Genomic DNA, 26,991 nt, shown 5'->3' with positions numbered 1-26,991 from the left:
CTGTAACCCTACCCAGCACCGCTCAGCTCAGCAGGGCTCAGGGCGCGGCCACGGGAGCGTGGATGTCCTGCAGGGCCCGGACCGTGAGGCTGTGGGTCGTCTGCAGGGCCGTGATCGCCTCCACCGCCGCCCGGGCCCCGGCCAGGGTCGTGACCGTGGTCACGGCGTAGTCGAGGGCGGCCCGGCGCAGGTACTTGTCGTCGTAGGCGGCCTGGCGGCCGATCGGGGTGTTGATGATCAGCTGGATGCGGGCCGAGCGGATCGCGTCTTCGATGTTGGGTCGCCCCTCGTGCACCTTGAGGATCGACTCCACCTCCAGACCGGCCTCCTGGAGCACCTTGGCGGTGCCGGTGGTGGCGATCAAGGCGAAGCCCAGGGCGGCGAGGCCGCGGGCCACGGGCACCAGGGCGAGTTTGTCGCGGTCGTGGGTGGAGAGAAACACCGTGCCACCGGTGGGCAGGGCCTCGCCGGCGGCCAGCTCGGCCTTGGCGTAGGCCATCCCGAAGCTGCTGGCGCTGCCCATCACCTCGCCGGTGGAGCGCATCTCCGGGCCCAGCAGCGAATCGGATCCCGGGAAGCGCTTGAACGGCAGCACCGCCTCCTTGACGTTCTGCATGGGCGGCACGGGCTCGCCCGTGAGACCCAGTTCCGCCAGGGTGCGGCCGGCCATCAACCGGCTGGCGATCTTGGCCAGGGGCACGCCGGTGGCCTTGGCCACGAACGGCACCGTGCGCGAGGCCCGGGGGTTGGCCTCGATGATGAACACCTCGCCGTCGCGCACGGCGAATTGCAGGTTGATCAGGCCGTTCACCTTCAGGGCCAGGGCCAGATCCTTGCTCCAGCCGCGGATCGTGGCCAGGGCCTCAGGCCCCAGCGACACCGAGGGCAGGGCACAGGCGGAATCGCCGGAATGGATGCCGGCGGGCTCGATGTGCTCCATCAGGCCGCCGATCACCACCTGGCCGGTGCGATCGGCCAGGGCGTCCACATCCACCTCGATCGCGTTCTCCAGGTACTGGTCGATCAGCACGGGGTGGTCGGGTTCCACCTGCACGGCTTCCCCCATGTAGCGGTTCAGTTCCTCCTGATCGAAGACCACCTCCATGGCGCGGCCTCCCAGCACGTAGCTGGGGCGCACCACCACCGGGTAGCCCACCCGCTCGGCCACGGCACGGGCCTCCGCCTCGCTGCGGGCCAGGCCATTGCGGGGCTGGCGGATGTTCAACCGCCGCAGGATCGCCTCGAATTGCTCCCGGTCTTCGGCCGTATCGATCGACTCAGGAGACGTGCCCCACAGCCCCGTGCCCGTGGCCAGGCCCTCCGGGCTGGCCAGCCAGCGTTGCAGCGGCAGGGCGAGCTTGAGGGGCGTCTGACCGCCGAACTGCACGATCACGCCTTCGGGCTGTTCGGCCTCGATCACGTTGAGCACGTCTTCGAGGGTGAGCGGTTCGAAGTAGAGCCGGTCGCTGGTGTCGTAATCCGTCGACACCGTTTCCGGATTGCTGTTCACCATCACCGTGGCGAAGCCCTCCTGTTGCAGGGCGAAGGAGGCGTGCACGCAGCAGTAGTCGAATTCGATCCCCTGACCGATGCGGTTGGGCCCACCGCCGAGGATCATCACTTTGCGGCGTGACTCCGGCTGCACCTCGTTTTCGGGGGGCAGCAGGGTCAAGGAGCCGTCGGCATTGAGATGCTCCAGGGGCCGCTCGTAGGTGGCGTAGTGATACGGGGTGCTGGAGGCGAACTCGGCGGCGCAGGTGTCCACCGTCTTGAACACGGCGTTCACCCCCAGCCCCTGGCGATAACGCCGCACGCTGAGCTCGTCGCTGGCGGTGGCCCAGGCGATCTGGCGGTCGGAGAAGCCCAGCTGCTTGAGCTCCAGCAGGGCCTCAGAGCTGAGCTGATCCAGGGAGCGGCCGCTCAGCAGGCGCTCCTGGGCCTCAACGATGTGGCGCAGCTTGGCCAGGAACCAGGGGTCGATGGCGCTGAGCTGGTGGATGTCGGCGTCGCTGCGGCCGGCGGCCATGGCGGCGCGCACGGCGAAGATCCGATCCGGCGCCGGGGTGCGCAGCAGGCGCTCCAGTTCGGGGGCCTCGATCGGCTGATCGGGGCGGTCGCAGCCCCAGCCGGCATGGCCCGTTTCCAGCGAACGCAGGGCCTTCTGGAACGATTCCTCGAAGCAGCGGCCGATCGCCATCGCTTCCCCCACCGACTTCATCGAGGTGGTGAGCACAGCCGGAGAACCACGGAACTTCTCGAAGGCGAAGCGCGGAATCTTGGTGACCACGTAGTCGATCGTGGGCTCGAAGCAGGCCGGCGTCTTGCCGGTGATGTCGTTGAGGATTTCATCGAGGGTGTAGCCCACCGCCAGGCGGGCGGCGATCTTGGCGATCGGGAAGCCCGTGGCCTTCGACGCCAGCGCCGAGCTGCGGCTGACGCGCGGATTCATCTCAATCACCACCACATCGCCATTGGCGGGGTTGATCGCGAACTGGATGTTGCTGCCGCCGGTCTCGACGCCGATCTCGCGGATGATCGCGATCGATTGGTCACGAAGGCGCTGGTACTCCCGGTCGGTGAGGGTCTGGGCGGGGGCGACCGTGATCGAGTCGCCCGTGTGCACCCCCATCGGGTCGAGGTTCTCGATGCTGCAGATGATCACCACGTTGTCGGCCAGATCGCGCATCACCTCCAGCTCGAACTCTTTCCAGCCGATCAGCGAGCGCTCGATCAGGATCTGCGACACAGGGCTCGCCTCCAGGCCGCTCTTGCAGAAGGCCCTGAACTCCTCGGGGTTGTAGGCGATGCCGCCGCCGGATCCGCCGAGGGTGAAGGCGGGACGAATGATGCGCGGATAACTGCCGATCTCCTCGTCGCCGACACGCTCGGCCTCCTCCAGGGTGCTCGCAATGCCCGACGGGCAGACGGCCACGCCGATGCGCTCCATCGCCTGCTTGAACAGGTTGCGGTCTTCCGCCTTCATGATCGCCTCGAGGTTGGCGCCGATCAGCTCCACCCCGTAGGTCGCCAGGGTGCCGTTCTCGGCCAAGGCCACCGCCAGGTTCAGGGCGGTCTGGCCGCCCATGGTGGGCAGCAGGGCGTCAGGGCGCTCGATCTCGATCACCCGGGCCACCACCTCAGGGGTGAGCGGCTCGATGTAGGTGCGATCCGCCATGTCCGGATCGGTCATGATCGAGGCCGGATTGCTGTTCACCAGCACCACCTCGAAGCCTTCGGCCCGCAGGGCCTTGCAGGCCTGGGTGCCGGAATAGTCGAACTCGCAGGCCTGGCCGATCACGATCGGCCCGGACCCCAGCAGCAGGATGCGACGCAGATCCGTCCGGCGGGGCATGGGGAAAAGCGGGGGCCAAACCTGCCCAGCCTCTCATGGTTGATCGCGGCACCGGCCGCTGCCGGGCGAGTCCACCCCCTGTGGTCGCTAATCTGGTCCAATATCCATTCTGACGAACGTTCCATGAGCGAACTCCAGCGCCTGAAGGGGCTGCTGCCTCCTGAGATGCAGAGCTGGGTGTTCGTGGAAGCCGCCGCCGCCGCCGACCCGCCGCTGATCACGATCGAGGAGATCGGCCGTGATGAGGTGGAAATCCAGGTGGATCTGGAGAAATGGGACCAGCTGGCCCTGGATCACCGCAACCTGCTCTTCTGGCACGAGGTGGGCCGGGTCCAGAACGATGCCGTGCCCCGCGACGGTTGGGAGATGGCGGCCCTGGCCATCGGCCTGGGGGGGGCGATCGGCGAGCTCTGGGTCCAGGACGGCCTGCTGCTGGTGCTGGCGGCGGGGCTTTCAGGCTTCGCCGGTTACCGCCTGTATCTCAAGAACAATTCCGAAAAGCGCCTGGCGGACGCCATCGGTGCCGACGAGCGGGCGATCGATCTGGCCACCCGTTTTGGTTACACCTTGCCCAATGCCTACAAGAGCCTGGGGGGCGCCCTCAAGGAGCTGGTGGAGCAGAGCCGCAAGAAGAAGAAGCGGGCCTTCTATGAAGATCGCCTCGAGGCCCTGCGCAAGAGCGCCGGCAAGGCCCGCGCCGAGATGGCCCAGCAGCAGGGAAGCCGCCAGTCGGTCACCAGCGAGAACGTCTATGGATAGCCGGGAGCTGGCCCAGCTGGCGGCGGAAGCCTGTGATGACCGCAAGGCCGTCGACATCCTGCTGATCCGGGTGGACGAGGTGTCTTCCCTGGCCGACTGGTTCGTGATCGCCAGCGGGCTGTCGGATGTGCAGGTGCGGGCGATCGCCCGCTCGGTGGAGGATCGCCTCGAAACCGAGGCCGGCCGCCTGCCCCTGCGCAAGGAGGGTCAGACCGAGGGGCGCTGGCTTCTGCTGGATTACGGCGAGCTGATCGTGCACGTGCTCACCCCGTCGGAGCGCAGCTACTACGACCTGGAGGCCTTCTGGGGCCATGGGGAGAAGGTGCCCTTCGTGAGCACCGCCAGCTTGAGCTCGGCCAGCGTGAACCCCGAGGGCGCCCTTCCGGGCTGAGGGCTCTGTGGCCGAAAACATCCTCATCGATGATCTCTGCCCGGTGCCACCGGAGCAGCGACCGCTGGAGGAGTACGACCAGTTCTGCCGTTCCTGGTTCTTCCGCTGGCCCGCCACCAGCTCCCGCTCCCTGCTGCGGCCGCTGCTGGTGAGCTGGTGGGCCGCCCTGCCGCTCACCCTGCTGGTGACCAGCGGCAGCTGGGCCCTGCGCCAGGATCCCCTGCGCCTGACGGCCATCGCCGCCCTGGGCGCCGTGCTGATGCCCCTCGCCCTGCTGGTGCGCCAGTGGCTGGGCTGGCGGCACCTGTTGCTGCGCCTGCGCAGCGAGCGGATCGCCTACGAGGAATCCGGTTGGTACGACGGCCAGGAGTGGGAGAAACCCCTGGCCTGGCGCCAGCGGGATCTGCTGGTGGCCCGCCACCAGGTGGCTCCGGTGATGCGCCGGCTGGAGCTGGCCCTGGCGGTGCTGGCGTTGCTGCTGCTGCTCGGCACCGGCCTCTGTCAGGCTTTCTGAGAGGCTTCCGGTTCGATCGGGGGTCATCCCCCACGCCGCGCCGATGACCCTGTCCTCCAGCTTCGGAACTCCCCAGCGCTCCGGCGTCCCTCCTCTGGAGGTGCGTGTGCTGCGCAGCGGCATCGTCGAATCGGTGCACCGGGCCCATGCGGTGGTCTGCGACCAGCGCGGCCGGGTGCTGATGCGCGCCGGAGATCCCCAGCTGCTGAGCTTTGTGCGCTCGGCGCTCAAGCCGTTCCAGGCGCAGGTCTATGTGGGCAGTGGCGCCGCCGATGGGGCCGGCGCCGATGATCGCGGCCTGGCGATCGCCTGCGCCTCCCATGCGGGCACCCCTGCCCACGCCCGCGAAGCCTTCAAGCTGCTCTGGAGCGCCGATCTGGAGACGGAGCAGCTGCAGTGCCCGATCCCCCCCGGCGGCACCAGCCCCCTGGAGCACAACTGCTCCGGCAAGCACGCCGCGTTCCTGGCCGCCTGCCGGCGGCTGCACTGGCCCCTGGAGAGCTACCTGCAGGTGGAGCACCCCTTGCAGCAGCAGCTGCTCAAGCGGGTGGGCGAACTGTTGGGCATGCCCGGCGCTGAGCTGGTGACCGCCCGCGACGACTGCGGCGCCCCCACCCTGCAACTGCAGCTGGCCCAGATGGCCCTACTTTTTGCTCATCTGGGGGCCTCCGAGCAGGCCGACCTGGAACGCCTCAGCCGGGCGATGCTCGCCCACCCCGAGCTCATCGCCGGTGAGGGCCGTTTCGACACCGAACTGATGCGCCGCGGCCACGGCCAGGTGGTGAGCAAGGGTGGCGCCGAGGGCATCCAATGCCTCAGCCGCGTCGGTGAGGGCATGGGGGTCGCGATCAAGGTGATCGATGGGGCCAGCCGCGCGAAGCACGCCGTGGCGCTGCATGTGCTGCGCCAGCTCGACTGGCTCACCCCGCTGAGCCTGGAGGAGCTGGAGCAGCGTTTTCTGGTGCCCGGCGAGGCCGTGCGCCTGGAGGTGGTGGGGGAGCTGCGCTTCGACGCCGCCGCGAGCCGCTAGGAGCGGGCCTGGCGCAGGGAATCCCACAGGGACAGCGCCAGCAACACGACCCCGATCAGGCCGCTGAGCCATTCGGGCACATGCAGGCCCCAGCGGGCGATCACCACCCCCGCCAGCATCAAAAAGCCCAGGGCGCCGATGGCGTAGTGGGCGCCGTGCTCGAGGTAGATCAGCCGGTCCAGGGCGCGCTCGCGCGTGAGCAGCACCGTGAGCGAGCGGATGAACAGGGCGCCGAGGCCCAGGCCGGTGAGGATCAGGGGTAGCTGGTTGGTGATCGCGAAGGCGCCGATCGTGCCATCGAGGCTGAAGGAGGCATCCAGCAGCTCCAGGTAGATCAGGCTGGCCACACCGCCATGGGCGGCCAGCCGTCCCATGGCCGCCTCGTCGCCGCCGAAGAACTGGGCCAGGGAGGTGCTGAGGATCTGCAGCACCAGGCCCACCAGGCCGCTGATCAGCACATCGCCGCGCAGCTCCCTGGGGAGGGCCAGGGCCACGGCCAGCAGCACCGTCAGGGCCAGGGCCACCTCCAGTGATTCGATCCGCCCTGCCTGGGCCAGCCTGGCCTCCAGCCGCTGGACCCAGTGCAGAGTCTTGGCCTCATCGAAGAAGTAGCGCAGGAACACCATCAGCAGGAACATCCCGCCGAAGGCCAGGATCCGTGGTTCGGCCAGCTCCAGCAGCTCACGGTAGTGGTCGGGATGATGCATGGCGGCATCGAAGGCCTCCCCCAGGCCCACGCCACCCGCCAACGCCACCAGTAGCAGCGGACCCATGAAGCGCACGCCGAACACCGGGATCACCAGCCCCCAGGTGAGGAAGAAACGCTGCTGGCCGGGGGTGAGCTCTTCCAGCACCCGCGCGTTGACCACGGCGTTGTCGAAGGAGAGGCTGATCTCCAGGGCCAGCAGCACCAGGGTGAGCCAGGCGGCGGTGAGGCCGCGGGAGACCAGCACGGCCCCCAGGCCGATCAGGCAACACAGCAGGGGGAACCGCACGTACTGGAAGTAGCGGGCCATGCCGTTGGCTCAGTTGATTGCCGAAGGGTACCCCTGAGGGATACGATCTTTGAGGCGACGCGGGGTAGAGCAGTCTGGTAGCTCGTCGGGCTCATAACCCGAAGGTCAGGAGTTCAAATCTCCTCCCCGCCACCAACTTCAGAGGTCGTCAATCGGCGCCCTCACGTCAACCCTCCGGCCCTTGGCCGGGGGTTTTTTGTTGGCGTCTTGTTGGCCTGAGCTGCGGGCCGGCTGCGTTTACCAAGGCGTTCCCAGCAACTGGATGCCCGCCCAGAAGAAGGGGTGCTGCAGACCTGTGCTGATGCGACGTTGCTGGGACGTGGTCAGTTTGGAGAGGAGCACATCGCCCCCGGCCCCGATCACCTGATCGCGCACCAGGCGCATCCGGCCGTTCGCCATGGCGCGCCGGGTGAATTGCAGCGCCTCGGCCTTGGGAAGGCCCTGGTCCAGGTAGCGGTAGAACTGCACGAACAGCGCCGATGTGGCCACATCGTCGACGTACCAGAGGCTGCCGAGCGCACTGCGGGATCCCGCCTGGAGCGCCAACCCCGCGAAACCCAGTTCGCTGTCGGCATCGCCGAGGGCGGTGCGGCAGGCGCTGAGGCTGAACACATCCAGCTGACCCTCGCCGCGGCGTTGGCGCAGCTGGGATAACTGACGCAGGGACATCGGACCGGTGCCTGAGTAGAGGCGAGCTGCCGCTGGCCCGCCGGGCAGGAATTCAGCGTGGGTGGCGATGTGCACCCGATCGATCAGTGGATCGCCCGCCTTCTGGAGCAGCACTTGGGGCGTAAAGCTTCTGTTGAGGAAGCTCTGGTTCGCCTTGCCCTTGCCCACCCGGTCGAGCTCCTGGGGCACCAGAGGCAGGGCATTGAGGCCCACGAACTCGGAGGCCCCGGCCGCCAGCAGTTGCGGTTGGGCTTTCTCGGGCAGCACTGCCAGTTTGGTGAGCCCCAGGGCCGGCGTCATGCCAAGGCCATAGCGCTCACCCAGGTAGCTCTGGCCGTCGTGGAGGGAGGCATAGGGCACAGCCTGCAGCCCCGCATCGGCGGAGATCAGCAGCGTGGTGATCTTTTGCTTTTGCAGCTGCGCGGCAATCGGCTGGATCAGAATCGAATACAGCTGCCGAGCCGGTGAGTTCGGATCGTTGACATCCAGCGGCGATTGACTCGCCAGTTGGCCGTAGAGCTTGCGCAGCAGCTCGTTGAAGCGCTTGAGTGACACCTCACTGCGGGAGCCCTGCACCTCTCCATCCGGTGGAATCAAGGTCAGATCGAGGAAGGCATCCGCCTGGGGACTGGCGGTTTTCCCCTTGGCTTCGCTGAAGCCGATGCGCAGGATCGCCGGGTTGTACAGGGCCGAGTTGAAGGGGGAGGTGCTCTCGGATGAACGGGCCAGCAGCTGTGCAGCGGCGCCTGGCGGCGTCGCCTGCGCCGCTGGGGTCGCCAGGGCTAAGCCCAGCAGCAACGGCAGCGAGACGGCCAGGGAACGGCTTGGTCGGTGGGAGTTGGGGTGGTTCATGGTTGGCCTGCTCGAATCCTTCCTCGGACCGCTTGGATCACGTCGCGCAAACTTTGCTGCAACTGGGAGGGGGTCGGCACGGTTTGGCCGTCGGTGGGATCGAGACCCAACTTAGCGGCGGTTTCTTCCATCGCCCGCTGCTCATCGGCGTTGAACTGATCCTGCACCTGAAGGGGGGTGAGTTGTTGCACAGCCCGATCAAACAGACCGAATGCATTGGCCGACAGGCTCAGCAGCGAGCCTTCGGGCCAACGGCCGGCGAAGGCCTGGGAGGGATACAGCTGTTGCTCGAGTTTCAGATAGAAAGCTGTTTCATCGAGGCCGGTGCCACCTGACGGTACCTTGATCTCAGCAGTGGTAACTCCTGGTGCTGCACCGGTCGCTTCGCGCAAAAGCATGATGTAGACCAAGGAATCTTGCTGGAAGGAGGTTCCGAGACGATCCAGGTCACGATCGACCGTAAGGGTGATGTCGTAGAGAGATCGTTGAGAACGTTCATTGAATAGATCCAAGCGTGCCCAATCCCAGATAGGAGTGATCGCCTCGTCTTGATACAAGAAGGCATCAGAGAAAAGGAACAGGGACTGGGTAAGGGTGATGGTGAGTGGATCGATGCCCAGTCGTTCCCATTGGGTCACGAGTGGAGAACCAGGGTCGGAGTAGTCGGTGGTGGAATCGATCAGGCCGGGTTGAATCGGATCAATCGTCTGGAGGAAGGTGACGAGCAGGGGGATGGTTGTGCTGGTGAGGGGCGCGGAGCTGCCCACGGCCACCCCGTTCACGAAAAGTTTGCCGCCCACGATGCTGGCGTTGTTGAGGATCGAGCCGCCGAAAAGATTGAAGGAGGCGCCGCTGCCCCCTACGAGCGAAGTGAAGGCATCGAGGCTCAAGGTGGCGGTGTTGCCTGAGCCCAGCACGATCGAGCCGCCACTGAGTCCAAAGACGTTGAGGGTGGAGCCACTGATCGCGATGTTGACGCCGTCGATGGTGATCGATCCGCCAAGGGCCGGTGGATCGGCGATCAGGCTGGAGTTGCTGATGGTGACGTTGCTGGGCAGGGCCTTGAGGCCGATCTGAATCGCACCGCCATCGTTGGTACCGGAGGTGTTCAAGCTGGTGCTGGCGAGGCTGATGCTGCTGCCATCGAGCTGCACGGTGCCGCCGGCACTGGCGCCGCTGGCATCGATGCGGGCGCTGAGTAGGGACAGGGGACCGCTGCTGTTGACGGAGATCAGAGCGCCGGGACTGGTGAGCGAGGAGCCGGCGGCAAGCTGAGTGGCGCCGCTGGCACTGAGGCTGATCGTGCCGCCGGCCGAACTCACCGCACCGCTGAGATTGAGGCCACCGGCCAGGCTGCTGAGGGTCACCGGCCCAACGGCGCCGACCCCCCTGAGGTTGAGGTCGCCACTGGTCTGGGTGATCGAGACGCTGGAGAAGCCCGTTCCGAGGCTGCCGCCGCTCTCGGTGTAGCTCCCGTTGAGCGCCAGCGGCCCGCTGCCATTCACCAGCCCCCGGTTGAGCAGCGAGGCGGTGGAGAAGCTGCCGCCGTTGAGGCCCAGGCTGGCGCCGGTGCCCACGGTGGTGGCACCACTCACCGCCAGGGAGCCACCAGTGAGGTTGAGGCTCTGGTCGTTGAAGAGGCTTTGCAGGGTGGTGCTGCCGGCGGCGGCGTCGTAGGTGAGAGCGCCGCTGCCGACGGGGATCCTCACGGACGCCACATTGGCGGCGCTGGGCAGGGCATCCCAGTTGGCTGAATCACTCCAGTTCCCCGCCGTGCTGGCGACCCAGGTGGCGACGGGGCGGATGCTGATGTCGGCGCTGAGGGTGGTAGGAACGCTGGTGAGGCTGTAGTTGGCGGCATCGGTGCCGGAGATCCCCGCACCAGACACCGTGACGGTCTTTCCTGTGCCGACGTTGGGATCGGAGAAGGTCGAGGCGCCACTATTGAGTACTACGACGTCACCGGGCAACCGTCCGCCAAGGCTGGTATCAGACAGGGTGGCCGCGGTTCTGCCGTTGTACACCTTGTTCTCGGCGATTACTGAGGCGCCGGAAAGGGCGAGTTGGTTGATGTTGTAGTTGGGCGTTGTTGTTGCGAAACCAGAGAAGGAGTAGTTATTAGTATCAGCTCCAGAGAGTGTTGCGCTGGCGGACTGTGTGTAGGCGCCAAAGATGGGGTTGCCGCTTGTGCTGAGAGTTGAGGTATTGACGGCGGCGCTGGATCCGACGGCATCAAGGCCAATGATGTTGGAGAAGCTTACGGCACCTGGAGCGAGCGCCGAGCCGTAGATGGAGCTGCTCGCGGCAATGGCAGCGCCTGAGAGAGCGAGCTTGTTGATGTTGTAGTTGGGCGTTGTTGTTGTGAAACCAGAGAAGGAGTAGTTATTGGCATCAGCTCCAGAGAGTGTTGCGCTGGCGGACTGTGTGTAGGCGCCAAAGATGGGGTTGCCGCTTGTGCTGAGAGTTGAGGTATTGACGGCGGCGCTGGATCCGACGGCATCAAGGCCAATGATGTTGGAGAAGCTGACGGCGCCTGGAACGAGCGCCGAGCCGTAGATGGAGCTGCTCGCGGCAATGGCAGCGCCTGAGAGAGCGAGCTTGTTGATGTTGTAGTTGGGCGTGGCTGTTGTGAAGCCAGAGAAGGAGTAGTTGGCGGCATCAGCGCCAGAGAGTGTGGCGCTGGCGCTCTGTGTGTAGGCACCAAAGATGGGGTTGCCGCTTGTGCTGAGAGTTGAGGTATTGACGGCGGCGCTGGATCCGACGGCATCAAGGCCGACGATGTTGGAGAAGCTGACGACACCTGGAGCGAGGGCGGAGCCGTAGATGGATGTTCCAGCGGCGATGGCCGGCCCTGCGAGGGCGAGCTTGCTGATGGAGTAATTGGGAGTGGCTGTTGTGAAGCCCAAGAAGGAATAGTTAGCGGCATCAGCGCCGGAGAGGGCAGAGGCGCTCTGGGTGTAGGAGCCAAAGACGGGGTTATTGCTGATGCTGAGGGCGGCTGTATTGACGAAGGCGCTGGAGCCGACGGCATCAAGGCCGACGATGTTGGAGAAGCTGACGGCGCCTGGAACGAGCGCCGAGCCGTAGATGGAGCTGCTCGCGGCAATGGCAGCGCCTGAGAGCGCGAGCTTGTTGATGTTGTAGTTGGGCGTTGTTGTTGTGAAACCAGAGAAGGAGTAGTTATTGGCATCAGCGCCAGAGAGTGTTGCGCTGGCGGACTGTGTGTAGGCACCAAAGATGGGGTTGCCGCTTGTGCTGAGGGCGCCTGTGTTGACGGAGGCGGAAGCCGTGACCAGTTCAGTTCCGACAATGTTCGATAGGTTGACGGCACCAGGACTCAGGGGCGATCCATAGGTCGAGTTGCCTGAGTTAATCGACGTGGCCGTCAATGGTCTGGCTGTAATTCCCCCGATCACTCCCGTAGCCGTTGAGCTGGCCAGCGAGTAGCCGTAAACGATCTGGGTGGGTGCAAGGGCGACACCAGCGACGGAGACGGTTTTGCCTGTGCCGACATCCTTTACGCCCACACCGGTGCCGGCGGTTGTGTATGCGCCAAGCACGGGGTTATTGAGTTGAACGGTGTCGCCATCGATCGCCCCACTGACGAGATAGTTGCCTGCACTGATCGGGGCATCCACGTTGCTGTCGTAGTTCTTGGTGGAGGCATTCACCAAGCTGACCGTGAGTGGGGCGGGGGTGAATCCGTAGATCACTCCTTTGCCGGCGGCTGCAATCGGTGTGGTGTCGTCGAAGGTTTTGCCGTATTGCTTGAAGTCGTAGTTGAGCAAGTTGGCATCCGTAGAGCGCGAATCCGCATAGACAAGCCAACCGTTGGGTGAGTTGAGGGCACTTGAACCGCCAGGGTTCAGGAACGAGCCTGCGCCGGCATAGAGCACCAGCGACCGGCCCGCATTGGGCAAGCCAGTCAGTGGACTGTTACTGAGCGCATTCAAGGTACCGTTGAGGCTGAGCCCATCCCGGGCATCCACGGTGATCAGGCCCGCGGTGATGTCCGTCAGGCTGACCACCCCAGCCGATGGTGGCACTCCCAGGGTGGAGGAAAACTGGCTCAGATACAACGCACCGGCAGCGGCACCGGCGGTGTTGGTGTTGAGGTCGATGCTGGTTCCCGCCGCCATGGTGACCGTCGCCAGGCCGGCATCGCGGAAGGTGGAAATGGCGGCGGGATCGTTGGCGATGAGGGTGAGGTTGGCACCATCAGTTCTGATGCTGGATTGCAGATCAATCGAGCGCCCGGCCTGGAGGGTGAGGTTGCCACCGGGGGCCGATCCACTCGTTCCGCCAGGGTTGTCGATGACGATGTCCGAGCCTGGCCTGAGCGTGATGTCATTGTTGGCCTGCAGCACCACGGCGGTGCCGGTGTTGGCCGTGGCGGTGATCAGGGCGGGGCTGATCCCGACATCACTGCCTGGGGAATTGGAGAAGTTGAAGGGATTGGTGAGGGCATTGGCCGTAGCGATCTGCAGCAGTCCTTCGCCGGTGCCGTAGGAGTTGCTGTTGATCACGAACCGGTCACCGCTCAGCGCACTGATGCCTGAGATGTAGAAGCAGCCATCCGAGCAGATAGAAACCCTGCCGTAGTAGCCATTCGCCTGTAGGCCTACGAGTGAATTGCTGCTTGTCACCACACCTGTGATGCCGCTGTTGCCGTTGCCCCACGTCACCGCTCCTTCGGAGGAGGGGGAACTGCTGGCTGCAGTGTTGCTCCAGTAGAAGCTGCTTACCACGAAGTTGCCATTGGCGAGAGCCGTGATGCCTCCAATGCCGACTTGATCAGCACTGGTACTTCCCACCAAGGAATTGCTGCTGCTCACCGCACCAGTGATGCCGCTGCTGCCATTGGCCCAGGTGACCGCTCCGGCGTTCACATTGGTGCCATTGTCCCAGGAGGAACTGGCTACCACGTAGTTGCCGTTGTTGATCAGGGCGGTCACCCCGTCAGAGCCCACGGCATCGTTGGTACTGGTGCCCACCAGTGAGTTGATGCCACTCACCACACCGCTGCTCCCGAGGCTGCCATTGCCCCATGTGACCGCTCCGGCATCCATAGCGGTGCCGTTGTCCCAGAAGGAACTGGCCACCACGTAGTTGCCGTTGGTCAGGGTCGTTATGCCGGCATTGCCTACGATGTCGAAGATGGTACTTCCAACGAGGGAGTTCCCAGAGCTGACAACACCACTGATGCCGGTCGTGCCACTGCCCCAGGTGACGGCTCCCAGTTGACTGGTCAGGGTGCTTCCGCTCCAGCTGGAGCTTTCCACGACGTAGTTGCCATTCGTCAGAACCGTGATGCCGGAACCGCCGACCCGGTCGTTCGGGGAACTCCCTACCAGGGAATTGGCTGAACTCGGTGTTCCGCTAGCCGCGCTACTGCCATTGACCCAGGTAACGGCGCCAGCGTTGAAGACACCGCTGTTGTCCCAATCGGGACTGCTGATCACATAGTTGCCGTTGTTGACAGCGGTGACGCCGCCACTGCCCACGGAATCTCCAAAGCTGCTTCCAATCAGGGAGTTGCTGCTATTCACAGATTGATTTCCACCCGCCAGCGGGTCGACCCAAGTCACAGCACCGAGGCTGCTACCTGCTGAGTTGGCCCACTTGGGGCTTGCAACGACGTAGTTGCCATTGCTGAGCTCGGTGATGCCGCCGCTGCCCACCTGGTCCTCGGCTTGGCTGCCGACGAGGCCTGAAAAAATTAAACCGGTAGATCCATCAAACTGGGCGACTGAACCCGCACGGGGTTTTGACGGGAAAAAAGCAGTTGTAATAAGAGGAGCGGGTATTGTGTAATTCGGACTGATGACGACGTAATTGCCGTTGGTCAGAGCGATCACCCCGCCACTCCCCATCTCGTCACCGAAGGAGCTACCCACCAGCGAGTTGGTGCTGCTCACGGCTCCAATGATTCCGCTAGAGCCACTGCCCCAGGTGACGGCACCCAGTGCACCAGAGCCCGTATTCCCCCATTGCGGGCTGGCCACCACGTAGTTGCCGTTGCTCAGTACGGCCAGATCACCGCTGCCCACGAGATCACCGGTGGCCGAGCCCACAAGCGAGTTGGCCGCACTGACCACACCGCTGATGCCGCTGGTGCCGCTGCCCCAGGTCACAGCACCGGCATTCGTGGCCGTCCCGTTGGCCCACCTGTAGCTGCGCACCACGTAGTTGCCGCTGCCCACCTCCGTGATGCGGCCAATGCCCACCTGATCAAAGGCCTGGCTGCCCACCAACGAGTTGGAGCTGGACACGGCTCCAATGATCCCGCTCGTGCCGCTGCCCCAGGTGACGGCACCCAGTTGGCTAGTCAGCGAGTTGCCCGTCCACAGGGGGCTGTAGATCAGATAGTTGCCGTTGGTGAGCGCGGTGACGCCGCCGCTGCCCACCTGGTTGTTGGGGAGCGTTCCTGAGAGGGTGGAGAGCAAGGCCCCCGTGCTGCCGTTGAACAGGTAGGTGGCGCCGGCATCGATGCCGAAGGCATCGTCGAAGGGATCGGTAGCGACGATGTTGCCGCTACTGAGCACCGTCACCTCCTGGGCGAAGTTGTCGCTGATTCCGGGGTTGGGGTCCACCAGCTGGGTGACGTCGTAGCCAATGGCATCGGCCGCGATCACGATGTTCTTCGGATCGAGCAGCAGGCTGCCCGGCGTGCCCTTGGGCGCCGAAGCATCGCCCATGCCTCCGAACAGGAGCTGTTCCTTGCCGGAGACCTCCAGCACGCCGCCGTCGCCGCCATTGGGGCCGCCCTTGGCGCTCACCGAGCCGCGGAAGCTGGTGCTCTGCTCCGACCAGACCACCACCTGGCCGCCGTTGCCCAGATCCGTGGCATCGGCCTTGAGGCTGCTGGCGGCGGTCACCGTGGTGCTGCTGGCGTTGGCGCCGCCCAGGCTCAGCGCTTGGCCCTGGAAGCCGCCGCCCACGCGCACGGCCCCGCCACCGCCGCTGCCGCTGGCATCGAGCTGGGCCGCCGCCAAATGCACTGTAGGGGCGCTGAATTCGATCGTGCCGCCCTTGGCGCCAGCGCCCGTGCCCAGGGCTGAGGCGGTGCTTGATGTGAACAGGCTCTTGCCCGCCTGCACGCTGATCGAGCCGCCAGCACTGGCGCCGCTGACGTCGAGCAGTGCGCCGGCGCTCTGCACCACCGCCTGGCCAGCGGTGATGGAAAGGCTGCCGCCGGCGCCGCTGCCGCCTTTGGCCTCGATCGGCGCCCCACTCACCACCGAACCCGCGGCGGCGATCGTGACCGAGCCGCCGTTGGCGCCGCTGGCGCTCAGGGCCGTGTTCTGCAGCACGGAGTGGCCGTTGATCGTGATACTGGGTGCCTGGATCCCGGCGGCCTGCAGCAGCACGTTGCCCCCCTGGGCATCGAGCAGCAGGCTCTGGTCGACGGTGAGCAGGCCGCCGGAAAGGCTCAGATCGCCGTTGTTCTGCAGGCCGATCGCCGCCAGGCTGGCCGGATCGGTGAGAGCTCCGGCCGCCCCCTGCAGGGGAGCGCCGCTGAGCAACGCCGCCTGGCCGGCGGTGGTGCCGGCCGCATCGAACACCCCATTGCCCAGCCGCCAGCCGGTGGCGGTGCTGAGGTTCAGCTGCTGGATGTTGGCGAAACCGCCGGCGCCGCTGATGGCGATGCCGCCCGGGGAGAGCCAGAACAGGTTGCCGGGGCTAGAGAACGAGACAAGTTTGTCGATGAAGCTGCCCAGGGGGCTGGTCACCCCAACGAACACGTTCGAGGCGCCGCCGGTGGCGAAGTTCACACCCGTGATGCCGCCGCGGGTGTCGAAGGCCGAAAAACGGTGAAAAAGGTTGCTGCCCGCCGCCGTGCCGCCGCCCACCTGGCACAGGCCCGATGCGCAGCTGCCGCCCGCCATCCCATTCACCGCAGTGCCCAGGCCCAGGGCGCCGCCGGTGGCGCTCACCTCGCCCGCTGAAACCGGAACGCCGGCCAGGAGAGCGGCAAGACCGACCGCGAGGCCAGTGATCTTGGAACTCGATCGAAGCAGCGACCAGCGACTGGGGGGCAGGTAGCTGAGTAGCACGTTAAGCGCCATAGGCAGGCCAAGCGCTGATAGTAATTGTGAGTTCCAGGACCGACCTACCCGAACAGGCCAAAATTGACCTGCACTGGTAACAAGAACGACATTTTGCGGCACGTCCGCGCCCGCAATCCAGTCGGCGTCGCTTGATGCTCCTGCGCTGGAAGCATTTTGCGCGACGAGGTCGACGAACTGAGAATTGGCTGTGAATCGACCCCTCTCGTGCGCCTCTGCGCCCATGGGGCTGGCCTAACCTCGTCCCCAAACTCTTCCACCAGAACTCGGCTGCGATGGAGATCACGGACGCACCCTCCCCAGCGGCTCCGGAGCGCTCCGCTACGCACCCGCTGCTGGTGATGGCGGTGCTGGTGTGGTTGAGCATCGATCTGATCGGTGATGGGATCCTGGCCACCCTGGAGCTGTTGGGGGCCCGCACCCCCAGCGCCACACCCAGCACGGATCGGCAGGTGACCCCCTCCTGATGCCCTTCGACGCGATCGTCGTGGGCTCCGGCGCCACCGGCGGGGTGGCGGCCATGGTGCTGGCCGAGGCCGGTCTGCAGGTGCTGGTGCTCGAGGCCGGCCCGAACCTGAGCGTCGAGCGGGCCCTGGGCTCCGAACCGCTGAACACCGTGCGGCGGCTGGCCAAACTCACCAGCGGAGCCCAGAAACGGCAGGCCAGCCACCCCGGCTACTGGAAGGCCAATCCCGAGTTGTTCGTCGACGAGGGCGAGAACCCCTACGGCACCCCGTCGGAGCGGCCGTTCCTGTGGACCCGGGGCCGGCAGGTGGGCGGTAAGAGCCTCACCTGGGGCGGCATCACCCTGCGGTTGTCGGATCTCGAGTTCAAGGCCGGCGAGCGCGATGGCCATGGCCCGAGCTGGCCCATCGGCCACGACCACCTGGCTCCCTACTACGCCCGGCTGGAGAGGCTGCTGGGCGTGCGCGGCGGCCGCGATGGTCTGCCCCAGTTACCGGATGGCGACTACGGCCCGCCCTTGCCCTTCACCCCAGCTGAAGTGCATCTGCAGGGGGCGATCGACCAGGAGCTGCGGCTGCCTCTCATTCATTCCCGTGGCTTTGCCCTGCACCGGGGTGGTGCCCGCGCCGGCTGGCCGGCCTCCAGCTCCCAGGGGGGCTGCCTGGGGCGGGCGCTGGCCACCGGCCGGGTGAGCGTGCGCAGTGATGCGGTGGTGAGCCATGTGGAGCTGGATCGCTCCGGATCCCGCGCCGAGGCGGTGGTCTATGTCGAGCGCCTGAGCCGCACGCGCCGGCGCGAAACGGCTCCGTTGGTGGTGCTGTGCGCCTCGACGATCGAGAGCGTGCGGCTGCTGCTGGCCTCCGGCGAGGACCAGCGCGCCGGCGGCCTGGTGGATCCCTCCGGGGGCCTGGGCCATGGCCTGATGGATCACATCTCCAGCAGCCGTTTCTTTCGCCTGCCCGATCAGCCCGCCCCCCCCCGTGCCCAGGAGCTCTCGGGGGCGGGCAGCGTCTTCATCCCCAACACCGTGAATCTCGAGGCGCGCGAGGGGTTGCCCTTCCTGCGCGGTTATGGGCTCTGGGGTGCCGTGCAGCGCTTCGATCCGCCCGGGATGCTCAAGCGCCGCCGCAGCGAGGCCGTGGGTTTCCTGATCGGCCATGGGGAGATGCTGAGTGACCCCCGCAACCATGTGCGCCTGGACACCGCCCGCAGCGATGCCTGGGGCCTGCCGATCGCCCACATCGATTGCGCCTGGGGCGAGAACGAACAGCGGATGGTGGCGCACATGCACCGGCGCATGGGGGAGGTGGTGGCGGCCGCCGGCGGCGAGATCCGTCCGCTCGAAGACCTGTTCCTGATGCCCTTGATCGAGCCACTGCTGCGCCGCAGCATCGCCCTGGCCCCGGAGGCCCCACCCCCCGGCTACTACATCCATGAGCTCGGAGGCGCGCCGATGGCGGCGACGGAGAACGAGGGTGTCGTCGACCCCTGGAACCGTTGCTGGCGGGCCCCCAATCTGCTTGTGGTGGATGGGGCCTGCTGGCCCAGCGCCGGCTGGCAGAGCCCGACGCTCACGGAGATGGCGATCACCTGGCGGGCCTGCGAGCGGGCTGCCGCGGACCTGCGCAGCGGTGAGCTCAAGGCTCTGTGAGCACTTCGACATCGAACGGCTCCTGTGGTGTCGATGACCACAGTTCCCACCGGCGAGAAGCCGCACACTCTGGGGGCGACCTTCAACGGGTCGGGCAAGGGAGATCCAAAGCGGGAGTTCAGCCTCCCGCTTTTTTTTTGTGCCTGAGCAGGTTGATGCGTTCCCTGTCCCAGGGCTGAGCTCAGGGCTGGCCCTGGCGCCGGAACAGGCCGTGCAGGTAGTGCTGGGCCACGGTGCGATCGGTGCAGCCGTTCTGGAACAGGAACCCGGCCAGGGCCGAGGTCATCACCCGGTATTGATCCCAGTGGGGGTGAGCCTGGATGAACTCCCGCATGCCATCGAACAGGACCTCGGGAACCTCGGCTTCCAGGCTGACGCTGGCGGCGTCCGGAACGGCGGGCTTATCAGCCGTCTGGCGGGCGATGCAACGGGAAAGGTGGTCACGTTCCTGGTTCCTTGGCGTCTGCTCCATCCCATCAACCCCGCCAACGCCGTCCAAGGTCTGCCGTCCGTGACTACCCCCTAAGAAAGACACAACAGGCCCCGAGGCGTCAAAGCGGAGGTCTCTTCTGAGCGCACGTCGCATCAAAATGAGATGGCTTCCAGCGCAGGGGACTTGCATGGCGTCAGTGCTGGGCGCCCCGGACCTTGGTCGATGGCGCGTGGCTGTCAAGTTCCGTTGGTGCCAAATCGGGAAATCCCCAACGCTCTTGGCCCAGCAACCCTTCAGGTGGCTTGAACTGTGGAAAAACCCCGTTTGAGCTGGGGAAAACACCCGGAGCCTGTGGAAACCCCCCATTGATAGGCAGGACTGATCGGCGCTGTGTCCATTGAGACGCGGGCGAGATCGAGACGCTTGGGTGGGCCGCCCGCGCGGCTCAGGAAGGCGGTTCCTGCTCCGGTGGGTTCGTCCTCAGGCTGCGGGGTCCGAGGGGGTGATCGGCGTGGGGGTAGGGCGGATGGTGGGGGCCGTGGGCATGGCTATGGCTGTGCTCATGGCTGTGGTGAGGCCCGTGGTCGTGGCCGGCCACCGGGATCGGAACGCCGTCGCTCTGGCAGGCGCCGGTGCACTCGTTCTCGCAGAGGTCGCAGGCTTCACAGAGCCCCTCGACGTGGTGGTGATGACTCTCCTGGGGGGCGCCCACCTCGCGCTCGAAGCCGAGCACCTGGGCCCGGTATTTGCACAGGGAGCAGTTCATGTTGGTGTCGCCCCGCACCACCTCCTCCACCCGCTCGATGAAGGTGTCGATCACCAGCGGGTGATCCCCCAGGTAGTCGACCGGCAGGAACTCCACCTCGGGATGCTCGGCCGCCACGCGCTCGCTGTGCTGGCGGATGCGGCTCACCAGCACGCCCGAGAACAGGAAATAGGGAAAGACCAGGATGCGGCGGTAGCCCAGCCGCACCACGTGGCGCAGGCCCGGTTCCACCAGCGGGAAGGTGACACCGGAATAGAGCGTTTCGCCCCAGCCGAAGCCGAAGCCCTCCACCAGCATCCGCGTCACCTTGGCGACGTTGGAGTTGGCGTCGGGATCGGAGGAACCGCGGCCCACCACCACCAGCAGGGTGTCGTGCAGGGGGATGGGACCATTTGGTCCCACTGGGGCGCGATCAAGGGCCTCGCGGATGCGCGCCCCGGCCGCCTGGATCATCTTGAGGTCGATGCCCAGTTCGCGGCCGTAGTCGATCTGCAGCCCGGTCTCGGCGGCGTAGGTGTTGAGCACCGAGGGGATGTCGTTCTTGGCATGGCCGGCGGCGAACAGCATCCCCGGCACCGCCAGCACCCGGCCCACCCCTTGCTGCCGCAGGCGCTCCAGGCCATCCCGCAGGATCGGCCGGGCGAACTCCAGGTAGCCGTATTCGACCGGGATCTGGGGCAGTTGGCGGCGCAGGCCCTCGGCCAGCTGGGCGAACTCGGCCACCGCCAGGCGGTTGCGGCTGCCATGGCCGCAGATCATCACGCCGATCGGAGCCCCGCCTTGAGCGGAGGCGGAGAGGGTGGAGAGCGCCTGCTGCGCGGGGGGCGAAACCATGGGAAGGCCGTGCTGATGGGAACCTATCGCTTTGCCAGGGCTGGGTGGGCCTGCCGCCGCCACCCGCCCAGCCATCGGCGCTCAATGTTTCGTTGCATTGGCTTTACGGTTGGTTACATCACCGGGAACCCGCCTCGGCTCGTTCGAGCCGCTCAACCGCGTTGAGCTGTCTCGCAACGGCCGAGGTTTTGGACAGCTTCAAGCCCTGAGCCTCAACCCATCCAGTCGGTCCCGTCGCCGGTAGGAATCAGTCTCCAATGGAGCGATCTCCCATCACCTCCCTGCCCTATCTGCTCTGGGGGGCTCTGCCCCTGCTGGTGGCCGCCCTGGCCCCCCGTGGCGCCGAAGCCTGGGTGCTGCTGGCGGTGCTGGTCTGGGCCCTGGGGCTCTCCTGGCGCGCTGAGGCCAGCCAGCCCCTGGCGGCGCGGCGATCGGCGGTGGTGGTGCTGGCCCTGCTGGGGCTGCGCTATCTGCTCTGGCGGCTCAGCTCCACCCTCAACCTGGCCACACCGGAGGCCGCTGGGCTGAGCCTGCTGATGCTGGTGGCGGAGCTGGTGCTGCTGACCAATGGCTTCCTGCAGCTGGGCCTCACCTGGTTTCCCCATCGGCCGCTGGCCGAGCCGAACGCTCCGCCGCCGGCGGGGCCTGGGGAGCCCGCCTGGCCGAGCGTGGATGTGCTGGTTCCGAGCTACGGCGAGCCGCCGGAGCTGATCGAGCGTTGCCTGCGCGGTTGCCTGGCGATCGACTACCCCCACCACCGGGTGTGGCTGCTGGATGACAGCGGCCGGCCGGAGCTGCAGCAACTGTGCGCGCGTCTGGGTTGCCGTTACCTGAGCCGCACCGACAGGATCCACGCCAAGGCGGGCAACCTCAACCACGCCCTGGGGCACGCCGACGGCGAGCTGGTGGTGGTGTTCGATGCCGATGTGGTGCCGCTGGAGCCCTTCCTGCGGCGCACGGTGGGGCTGTTCGCCGACCCGGCCGTGGGCTTCGTGCAGACCCCCCAGTCGTACATGACGGCCGATCCGGTGATGCGCAACCTGCGCCTGGAGCGCTGGCTGATGCCCGATGAGGAGAGCTTCTACCGCTGGATCGAGCCAACCCGGGCGGCCGTGGGGGCGGTGGTCTGCGCCGGCACCTCCTTCGTGGTGCGCCGTTCGGCCCTGGAGGTGGTGGGACGCTTCGAAACCGGCACCGCCTCGGAGGATCTGGCCACCGGCATCCGGATCACCGCCGCCGGCTACCGCAACCTCTACCTCGACGAGAAGCTCAGCGCCGGCCTGGCCCCGCTGACGGCGGCGGCCATGGCACGCCAGCGCAGCCGCTGGGCCAGCGGCACCCTGCAGACCCTGCGCACCGGAGCCAACCCGCTCACGATCCCCGGGCTCAGCCCGCTGCAGCGCCTCGCCTACCTGGAGGGCATCCAGCACTGGTTCAACGTGATCCCCCAGTTGCTGCTGCTGCTGATGCCCCTGAGCCTGGGGCTGCTGGGGGTGGTGCCGATCCGGCTGAGCGCCGGCGGCTTGCTGGGGATCGCCCTGCCGTTTTACCTGGGCCAGCTGCTGCTGCTGGGTTGGTTCAGCCGCGGCTCCCGCTCCGCCCTCATGCCGGAGCTCTACCGCTGGATCTTCCTGGTGCCGATCACCGCGGCCGTGCTCGCCACCGGCTTCGGCCACCCGCAACGGTTCCATGTCACCCCCAAGGCGCTCAGTCCAGGCCGACGACCTGGCCCCGAGCCCTGGTTGCTGGTTCCACTGCTGGCGTTGCTGGCGGCGCAGCTGCTCAACCTGGTGCACCTGGTGATCGGGGCTGATCCGGCGCGTGAGGTTGCCGTTGCCGCCCTGACCCCCGCCGGCCAGGCCCTGGGGCTGGTGTGGTCGGGTTTGAGTGTGCTGCTGCTGCTGCTGGCCCTGCGCACCTGCTGGGACCGCCTGCCCCAGAGCGCGGCCCCCTGGTTCGCCCGCGACCAGGTCGTGAGCCTGGGCGATGGGGCCAGCACCTGGGCGGCCCGGCTGCGGGCGATCGGGGAGGAGGGGGTCGAGCTGCGGCTTGACTCCGGCGCGGCGCCCCCAGGGCTAGGGGCGATTCTTGAACTGGTGGGTCTCCTTCCTGAGGCGACGCGGTTGGCCTTGCGGGTGGAGCGGCTGGATCCGGCGGGGCGCGGCGGCGTGCGGCTGGGGGGGCGTTGGCACGGCCTGGAGGGCGAAACCCGCCAAGCCCTGCAACGGGAGCTCTACCGCCGCTGTGGCCTCTGGCCCACCCGCCAGGCGCCGTTCGAGCCCCGGGCACTGCTGGCGGCGGTCCTGCGGCTGGTGTCACCCCTGGGGGGAGGCGGCTGGTTCCACCGCAGCCTGTTGCCTCAGAACCACCGAACCGCTCAGGTGTCGGCGTCAGGGCAGGGCGGCGCGGGCCCGTTAATCTGACTTTCCGCACGGTTTCGAGCCGGGTTCGGGCCGAGCCGCAGGCCAGCTTCCTGGTCAGCAGATTCCAACGCGCAGCAGGAGGGGAGCAACCTTTGTCCGAGGACCGATCCAATGACCAGCCCTCGGATGACCCGCAGGAGATCGAGGCGTTGCAGCGGGAACTCGATGAGGCACGCGCCCAACTGGCGGACCTGGAGGGTCTGCTGGGGGAACTGCCGCAGATGTTCGAGCGCAAGTTCGAACAACGCCTGGAACCGCTGCTGGATCAACAGCGGCTGATCGCGGAGGAAAACCAACTGTTGCTGGACCAGGTGCGCCACGTCCTGGGCAGCGGCGAACCCCCAGGCGGTCGCCCGGCCCTGCCCGCCGCCGGCGGGACCGCCCCCGCCAAGGTTGAGTTGCCGCCGCGCCCGCCCGGACCTCCGGCGGCTCAGAGTTCGCCAGCCGCGCCAGCCCGGGCAGCTGAGCCATCGGTGGCGTCGGAGGGACTGGGGGGCGAGCAGGCGATCACCGTGCGCCACTGGGTGCTGCCCCAATGGCTGCCCCAGGGGTTTTCCGTTGGGCGTCTGCGCCGGGGCGCAGGCCTGCTGGGACTTTCGCTGGGGGTGGCGCTGCTGGCGGCAGCGGTGGTGGTTGGCCTGCAGCGACTGAGGCCCCAGACGGCCTCGCCCCTGCAGGACGCCGAGTCCCCTGCCAGCACAGTTCCTGCCAGCGATGGCCCGGCCAGTGATGCCCCCGCCAGCAGCGAGCCATCCCCCCAGGTGGTGTTCAAGGCCAGCGGGGTGAGTTGGCTGGATGTGCAGGACGCCAGGGGCAACCAGCTCTATTGGGGGCTGTTCAAGGGGGAGCGCCGTCTTCCCCTCGGAGCGGGTCTCAAGGTGTTGGCCGGCCGCCCGGATCTGGTGACGGTGCAGGTTGCGGGGGCGCCCCCTCGGTTGCTGGGGCGGATCGAGCAGGTGATCTCGTTGCCGATCAAGGCGCCGTAGGAGCCAGCGCCAGGAAGTTCTCACCACCTGGGCCGCTCACCTGCAGGCTCTGCAGCCCCTGGCGCTCCCAGCGCCGCAGCTCAGCCGGCGTAAGATGCTGCACCACTCCCGTGCGCCTATCCGCCGCCAACACCGTCAGGGGGGGATCCTGGTGGGCGATCGGCTCGCTCAGGAACACCGGTGTGCTGCCCCAGTCCGCGAAGGGCACCAGCGCTCGGCCGGCCACCTGGGGCGCCTGGCCGAGGTAGGTCCAGGCGAGGGTGCCGTCAGCGAGGGGCCGTCGGTGGCGCTGATAGAGCAGGGGCACATCCTCAAGCCCATCGAGCCGCAGCAGGCCCGGGCCATCGACCGCGAACAGCTCGCCATGGATCAGGCCGTCTCCGGGGACGGCCATGGGGTAGGGCCCCAGGTCGTAGAGACAGGCACCGCCCAGGCGCCGGCGCCCCAGAAAGGCGGCACCCCGCAGCCAGTGGTGGTTGACCTGGCCGCGTTTGAGGGTGCCGTAGACGAAGACCGGATCCATGCGGAGAGCGCCGCTAGGTTGAAGCTCACTGTTGCGCCCCACACCCGCCCTGTGACCCACCGCCCGCTGCCGCTGTTGCTGTTGGTGCTCCTGGGCTGGGGTGCGCCCCTCCAGGCCCAGACCCTGCTCGATGTCACCGCCGCCGGGGCGGCCCAGGGAGCGCTCAACAACACGGCCATGCCCCAATACGCCGGCGCCCTCAGCGCAGCCCGCGCGGCCGTCAACGGCAGCCAGCCGTCGTCCTTCGCTCCCGCTGGTTTCTCAGGCAGTTCGGCCAGCGGAGGGGGGAGCGCCGCCCCCGCCGAGGCGGCCGCACCACCCCTGGGCACTCCGCTGGCCCAGGTGAACGGCCGTCTGATCAACACCTGCTCCAGTGGTCAGCTCTGCCTCAACCAGATCCGCTCGGCCATGGGAATGCGCTGAGCTCCAGCGGCAGACGGGTGAGGGCAAACAGGCTGCCGGCGTTGCCTCGGCAGATGCGCAGCTCCTGATCCAGCACGGTGACATCGAGCCAGGCGGGAAAGCTCTGGCGCACGCTTCGCAGCAGATCCAGCCGCCGGCCTCCGAGGCGCGGACCGCTCCAGCCGACCTGCTCGAAGCGCACACTCAGTCGCCGCGGGCCAATCCGCTCGATCGCGGCCGACGCCGTGATCTGCCCCAGGCCATCCAGCCCGCTCAGCCTCAACACATTCAAGGCGCGGCCCTGGGCGGGGTCGAGCAGCTGCAGGCTCTGGGCCCAGGGTCCCAGGAGCCGTTCGGGCCTGGGCCCGCTGCTCCAACGCAACTCCCAGACCCCCGCCAGCTGATCGAGCTGCTGATCAAGGTCGGCCGGTTGCTCCCGCTCCAGGGCTTCGATCAGGGTGCGGATGGACCCGCTCGGGGCCCGCTCGGGGCGTTGCAGGGCGATGAGCAGCTGACTGCGGAGGCTTGGATCAGGGGGCATGGTCACCATCCTCGCAACCTTCATGGCAACCGTGATGGCAACAGTGGCGGCCGGGTGTCGCCAGAGTTCAGGGCATTCGCAGCGATCCTGTGACGACACCCAGCCAAGACACCATCCTGGCCGCCTCATCAGGCTGGGTGGCGGCGCTGTTGAACGTGGTGCCGGGCCTGGGCACCGGATACATCTACCAACGCCGCTGGAAGGCCTACTGGATCACCTCGGCCGTCACCAGTGCCTGGTTCGTGCTTGGAGCGCTGTTGGCTCAGGGGGCGGAAGCCATGGCCAAGCAGCAGAACCAACTGATCGGCCTCGGGGGCCTGCTGCTGGTGGCCGCGGTGACGGCCACGGAGGCGGCACTGGCGGTGAAGCGGTTGAACAAGCGTGAACACTCCGCTCAGCCTTGAGCGGTTGAGACCGTGGGGGAGGAATGGCGGGCGATCTGAAACTGAGCGAAACGCTGACGATTCCCGCCCGGGAGCTGGCCTGGCGCTTCTCGCGCTCCTCGGGACCGGGGGGGCAGGGGGTGAACACCACGGATTCGCGGGTGGAACTGGTGTTTGCCCTGGAAGCCTCGGAGGCCCTGCCACGGGCGCTCCAGCAGCGGGCGCTGCAGCGCCTGGCGGGCCGGCTGGTGGAGGGCACGGTGGTGATCACGGCCAGCGAGGAGCGCTCCCAATGGCTCAACAGGCAGGTCGCCCTGCGGCGCCTGCAGGAGCTGTTGCGCTGGGCGATCAGCCCGCCGCCGCCGCCGCGCCGACCCACCCGACCCTCGAAGGGCTCGGTGGAGCGGCGGCTCATGGCTAAGCGGCTCAGGGCCCGGATCAAGGGCAACCGGGGCCGGGCCAGGCGGCCTGAGGAGGGGGATTAAAGGTATTGGTCCAGGAACGTTCCCAGCTTGAGCGTCCTGGAGAACACGGTGCCCATCAGCGACGACGAGGGGCCGTGCGCGACCCAGCACACCTCCACCTCCAGCTCCAGTTCAGCTTTGCTGTAGCTGTGCTCAAGCACAAGCCGGCCGATGGTGTTTTCGGCGATCGTCACGTCGTGGTTGAACTGGAGGCCGGCGCCGGTGGGGCTGATGTCCCAGAGCCGACCGTGGATGCTTTTCCCATTGGGGCTGAAGAAGGTGGCATCCACCCGCGCCATGGAGGACGGCAGGCGCTGCCGCTTCTGGCGAAGGGGATAGTCCGGGGTTTCCGATGCTTCGGCCAAGGGGTGATCTGCAGCACAGGAAAGGATTGATTCAGCCTTTCGGCGGAACGGTCATTCCTTGGCCTGAAGGTAAGGCATGTCAGCGGGACTGAGTAGCCCTGTC

The 26,991-nt window shown here is 66.9% G+C and carries 20 protein-coding genes and 1 tRNA gene; 12 read left to right on the top strand and 9 right to left on the bottom strand.

Features of this window, described 5'->3' with window-relative positions; all coding sequences use genetic code 11:
- Positions 1–37: 37 nt before the first annotated feature.
- A complete protein-coding gene (carB, locus tag KBZ13_RS14170) occupies positions 38–3,352 on the bottom strand; it encodes a carbamoyl-phosphate synthase large subunit (RefSeq protein ID WP_255010291.1) in 3,315 nt (1,104 codons plus the stop codon).
- A gap of 123 nt (positions 3,353–3,475) precedes the next feature.
- Between carB and KBZ13_RS14165 the strand changes: the two genes are divergently transcribed.
- The 4 genes from KBZ13_RS14165 to KBZ13_RS14150 are packed head-to-tail and all read left to right on the top strand — an operon-like array spanning position 3,476 to position 6,046.
- The gene (locus KBZ13_RS14165; RefSeq protein WP_255010289.1) at positions 3,476–4,111 is read left to right on the top strand and encodes a DUF3318 domain-containing protein; all 636 of its coding nucleotides are present in this window, start codon (positions 3,476–3,478) and stop codon (positions 4,109–4,111) included.
- Positions 4,104–4,502: a ribosome silencing factor gene (gene rsfS / locus KBZ13_RS14160; protein WP_255010287.1), complete on the top strand. Its 399-nt coding sequence runs from the start codon at positions 4,104–4,106 to the stop codon at positions 4,500–4,502. Before KBZ13_RS14165 ends, rsfS begins: the two co-directional genes overlap by 8 nt.
- A gap of 7 nt (positions 4,503–4,509) precedes the next feature.
- A complete protein-coding gene (locus KBZ13_RS14155; RefSeq protein WP_255010286.1) occupies positions 4,510–5,016 on the top strand; it encodes a CGLD27 family protein in 507 nt (168 codons plus the stop codon).
- A 43-nt stretch (positions 5,017–5,059) separates the two neighbouring features.
- Positions 5,060–6,046 (top strand): asparaginase, encoded by a 987-nt coding sequence (locus tag KBZ13_RS14150; protein WP_255010284.1) that lies wholly within the window; start codon positions 5,060–5,062, stop codon positions 6,044–6,046.
- Here the strand turns inward: KBZ13_RS14150 and KBZ13_RS14145 are convergent.
- Positions 6,043–7,062: a DUF475 domain-containing protein gene (locus KBZ13_RS14145; RefSeq protein ID WP_255010282.1), complete on the bottom strand. Its 1,020-nt coding sequence runs from the start codon at positions 7,060–7,062 to the stop codon at positions 6,043–6,045. The genes KBZ13_RS14150 and KBZ13_RS14145 overlap by 4 nt on opposite strands.
- 58 nt (positions 7,063–7,120) lie before the next feature.
- Here KBZ13_RS14145 and KBZ13_RS14140 point away from each other — a divergent pair.
- Positions 7,121–7,197: transfer RNA gene (locus KBZ13_RS14140), tRNA-Met, on the top strand.
- A gap of 102 nt (positions 7,198–7,299) precedes the next feature.
- On the opposite strand, the gene KBZ13_RS14135 is transcribed toward KBZ13_RS14140, so the two are convergent.
- Together KBZ13_RS14135 and KBZ13_RS14130 are read right to left on the bottom strand one after the other, a co-directional pair.
- Positions 7,300–8,583, bottom strand: a complete 1,284-nt coding sequence (locus tag KBZ13_RS14135) for a CHAT domain-containing protein (RefSeq protein WP_255010280.1) — start codon at positions 8,581–8,583, stop codon at positions 7,300–7,302.
- Entirely contained in the window at positions 8,580–16,652 is an 8,073-nt protein-coding gene (locus KBZ13_RS14130; protein WP_255010278.1) for a YDG domain-containing protein, read from the bottom strand. The genes KBZ13_RS14135 and KBZ13_RS14130 overlap by 4 nt, the downstream gene beginning before the upstream one ends.
- Before the next feature lie 275 nt (positions 16,653–16,927).
- Here KBZ13_RS14130 and KBZ13_RS14125 point away from each other — a divergent pair, with 275 nt between their 5' ends.
- Together KBZ13_RS14125 and KBZ13_RS14120 are read left to right on the top strand one after the other, a co-directional pair.
- Positions 16,928–17,119 carry a hypothetical protein gene (locus KBZ13_RS14125; protein ID WP_255010276.1) on the top strand — a complete coding sequence of 64 codons (192 nt, stop codon included), beginning with the start codon at positions 16,928–16,930 and terminating at the stop codon, positions 17,117–17,119.
- A complete protein-coding gene (locus KBZ13_RS14120; RefSeq protein WP_255010266.1) occupies positions 17,119–18,768 on the top strand; it encodes a GMC oxidoreductase in 1,650 nt (549 codons plus the stop codon). The genes KBZ13_RS14125 and KBZ13_RS14120 overlap by 1 nt, the downstream gene beginning before the upstream one ends.
- 181 nt (positions 18,769–18,949) lie before the next feature.
- Here KBZ13_RS14120 and KBZ13_RS14115 read toward each other — a convergent pair whose 3' ends face one another.
- A complete protein-coding gene (locus KBZ13_RS14115; RefSeq protein WP_255010264.1) occupies positions 18,950–19,240 on the bottom strand; it encodes a DUF2811 domain-containing protein in 291 nt (96 codons plus the stop codon).
- 406 nt (positions 19,241–19,646) lie between these two features.
- Positions 19,647–20,801, bottom strand: a complete 1,155-nt coding sequence (locus KBZ13_RS14110) for a sirohydrochlorin chelatase (RefSeq protein WP_409995665.1) — start codon at positions 20,799–20,801, stop codon at positions 19,647–19,649.
- A 257-nt stretch (positions 20,802–21,058) separates the two neighbouring features.
- On the opposite strand from KBZ13_RS14110, the gene KBZ13_RS14105 reads away from it, so the two are divergent.
- Together KBZ13_RS14105 and KBZ13_RS14100 are read left to right on the top strand one after the other, a co-directional pair.
- Complete coding sequence (locus tag KBZ13_RS14105; RefSeq protein ID WP_255010262.1) at positions 21,059–23,224, top strand: glycosyltransferase; 2,166 nt, start codon at positions 21,059–21,061, stop codon at positions 23,222–23,224.
- A 92-nt stretch (positions 23,225–23,316) separates the two neighbouring features.
- Positions 23,317–24,210 carry a DUF4115 domain-containing protein gene (locus KBZ13_RS14100; protein ID WP_255010260.1) on the top strand — a complete coding sequence of 298 codons (894 nt, stop codon included), beginning with the start codon at positions 23,317–23,319 and terminating at the stop codon, positions 24,208–24,210.
- Here KBZ13_RS14100 and KBZ13_RS14095 read toward each other — a convergent pair.
- Positions 24,197–24,733 (bottom strand): gamma-glutamylcyclotransferase, encoded by a 537-nt coding sequence (locus tag KBZ13_RS14095; RefSeq protein WP_255010259.1) that lies wholly within the window; start codon positions 24,731–24,733, stop codon positions 24,197–24,199. The two genes, KBZ13_RS14100 and KBZ13_RS14095, sit on opposite strands and share 14 nt — an antisense overlap.
- Before the next feature lie 51 nt (positions 24,734–24,784).
- On the opposite strand from KBZ13_RS14095, the gene KBZ13_RS14090 reads away from it, so the two are divergent.
- Entirely contained in the window at positions 24,785–25,156 is a 372-nt protein-coding gene (locus KBZ13_RS14090) for a hypothetical protein (RefSeq protein WP_255010257.1), read from the top strand.
- On the opposite strand, the gene KBZ13_RS14085 is transcribed toward KBZ13_RS14090, so the two are convergent.
- Positions 25,122–25,676 (bottom strand): PAP/fibrillin family protein, encoded by a 555-nt coding sequence (locus KBZ13_RS14085; RefSeq protein WP_255010255.1) that lies wholly within the window; start codon positions 25,674–25,676, stop codon positions 25,122–25,124. The two genes, KBZ13_RS14090 and KBZ13_RS14085, sit on opposite strands and share 35 nt — an antisense overlap.
- 89 nt (positions 25,677–25,765) lie before the next feature.
- Here KBZ13_RS14085 and KBZ13_RS14080 point away from each other — a divergent pair, with 89 nt between their 5' ends.
- Both KBZ13_RS14080 and arfB read left to right on the top strand, forming a co-directional pair.
- Positions 25,766–26,080: a hypothetical protein gene (locus KBZ13_RS14080; protein ID WP_255010253.1), complete on the top strand. Its 315-nt coding sequence runs from the start codon at positions 25,766–25,768 to the stop codon at positions 26,078–26,080.
- Positions 26,081–26,103: 23 nt separating this feature from the next.
- A complete protein-coding gene (gene arfB / locus KBZ13_RS14075) occupies positions 26,104–26,544 on the top strand; it encodes an alternative ribosome rescue aminoacyl-tRNA hydrolase ArfB (protein ID WP_255010252.1) in 441 nt (146 codons plus the stop codon).
- Here the strand turns inward: arfB and KBZ13_RS14070 are convergent.
- Positions 26,541–26,888, bottom strand: coding sequence for a PilZ domain-containing protein (locus tag KBZ13_RS14070; protein ID WP_255010250.1), 348 nt, complete (start codon positions 26,886–26,888; stop codon positions 26,541–26,543). The two genes, arfB and KBZ13_RS14070, sit on opposite strands and share 4 nt — an antisense overlap.
- Between the last annotated feature and the right edge of the window lie 103 nt (positions 26,889–26,991).

The sequence above is a fragment of the Cyanobium sp. ATX 6F1 genome, assembly GCF_024346315.1.
Classification (GTDB): Bacteria; Cyanobacteriota; Cyanobacteriia; order PCC-6307; family Cyanobiaceae; genus ATX-6F1.
Note: the sequence above shows the minus strand (reverse complement) of the source record. Positions and strands in the feature narration are given on the sequence as shown.

What these genes read in the sequence shown, in the direction of transcription:
- KBZ13_RS14110 (WP_409995665.1), bottom strand. Translation starts at nt 20,801, where the DNA reads ATGGTTTCGCCCCCCGCGCAGCAGGCGCTCTCCACCCTCTCCGCCTCC.
- KBZ13_RS14105 (WP_255010262.1), top strand. Translation starts at nt 21,059, where the DNA reads ATGGAGCGATCTCCCATCACCTCCCTGCCCTATCTGCTCTGGGGGGCT.
- KBZ13_RS14130 (WP_255010278.1), bottom strand. Translation starts at nt 16,652, where the DNA reads ATGGCGCTTAACGTGCTACTCAGCTACCTGCCCCCCAGTCGCTGGTCG.
- KBZ13_RS14095 (WP_255010259.1), bottom strand. Translation starts at nt 24,733, where the DNA reads ATGGATCCGGTCTTCGTCTACGGCACCCTCAAACGCGGCCAGGTCAAC.
- KBZ13_RS14165 (WP_255010289.1), top strand. Translation starts at nt 3,476, where the DNA reads ATGAGCGAACTCCAGCGCCTGAAGGGGCTGCTGCCTCCTGAGATGCAG.
- KBZ13_RS14145 (WP_255010282.1), bottom strand. Translation starts at nt 7,062, where the DNA reads ATGGCCCGCTACTTCCAGTACGTGCGGTTCCCCCTGCTGTGTTGCCTG.
- KBZ13_RS14150 (WP_255010284.1), top strand. Translation starts at nt 5,060, where the DNA reads ATGACCCTGTCCTCCAGCTTCGGAACTCCCCAGCGCTCCGGCGTCCCT.
- KBZ13_RS14115 (WP_255010264.1), bottom strand. Translation starts at nt 19,240, where the DNA reads ATGGAGCAGACGCCAAGGAACCAGGAACGTGACCACCTTTCCCGTTGC.
- KBZ13_RS14120 (WP_255010266.1), top strand. Translation starts at nt 17,119, where the DNA reads ATGCCCTTCGACGCGATCGTCGTGGGCTCCGGCGCCACCGGCGGGGTG.
- carB (WP_255010291.1), bottom strand. Translation starts at nt 3,352, where the DNA reads ATGCCCCGCCGGACGGATCTGCGTCGCATCCTGCTGCTGGGGTCCGGG.
- rsfS (WP_255010287.1), top strand. Translation starts at nt 4,104, where the DNA reads ATGGATAGCCGGGAGCTGGCCCAGCTGGCGGCGGAAGCCTGTGATGAC.
- KBZ13_RS14135 (WP_255010280.1), bottom strand. Translation starts at nt 8,583, where the DNA reads ATGAACCACCCCAACTCCCACCGACCAAGCCGTTCCCTGGCCGTCTCG.
- KBZ13_RS14085 (WP_255010255.1), bottom strand. Translation starts at nt 25,676, where the DNA reads ATGCCCCCTGATCCAAGCCTCCGCAGTCAGCTGCTCATCGCCCTGCAA.
- arfB (WP_255010252.1), top strand. Translation starts at nt 26,104, where the DNA reads ATGGCGGGCGATCTGAAACTGAGCGAAACGCTGACGATTCCCGCCCGG.
- KBZ13_RS14125 (WP_255010276.1), top strand. Translation starts at nt 16,928, where the DNA reads ATGGAGATCACGGACGCACCCTCCCCAGCGGCTCCGGAGCGCTCCGCT.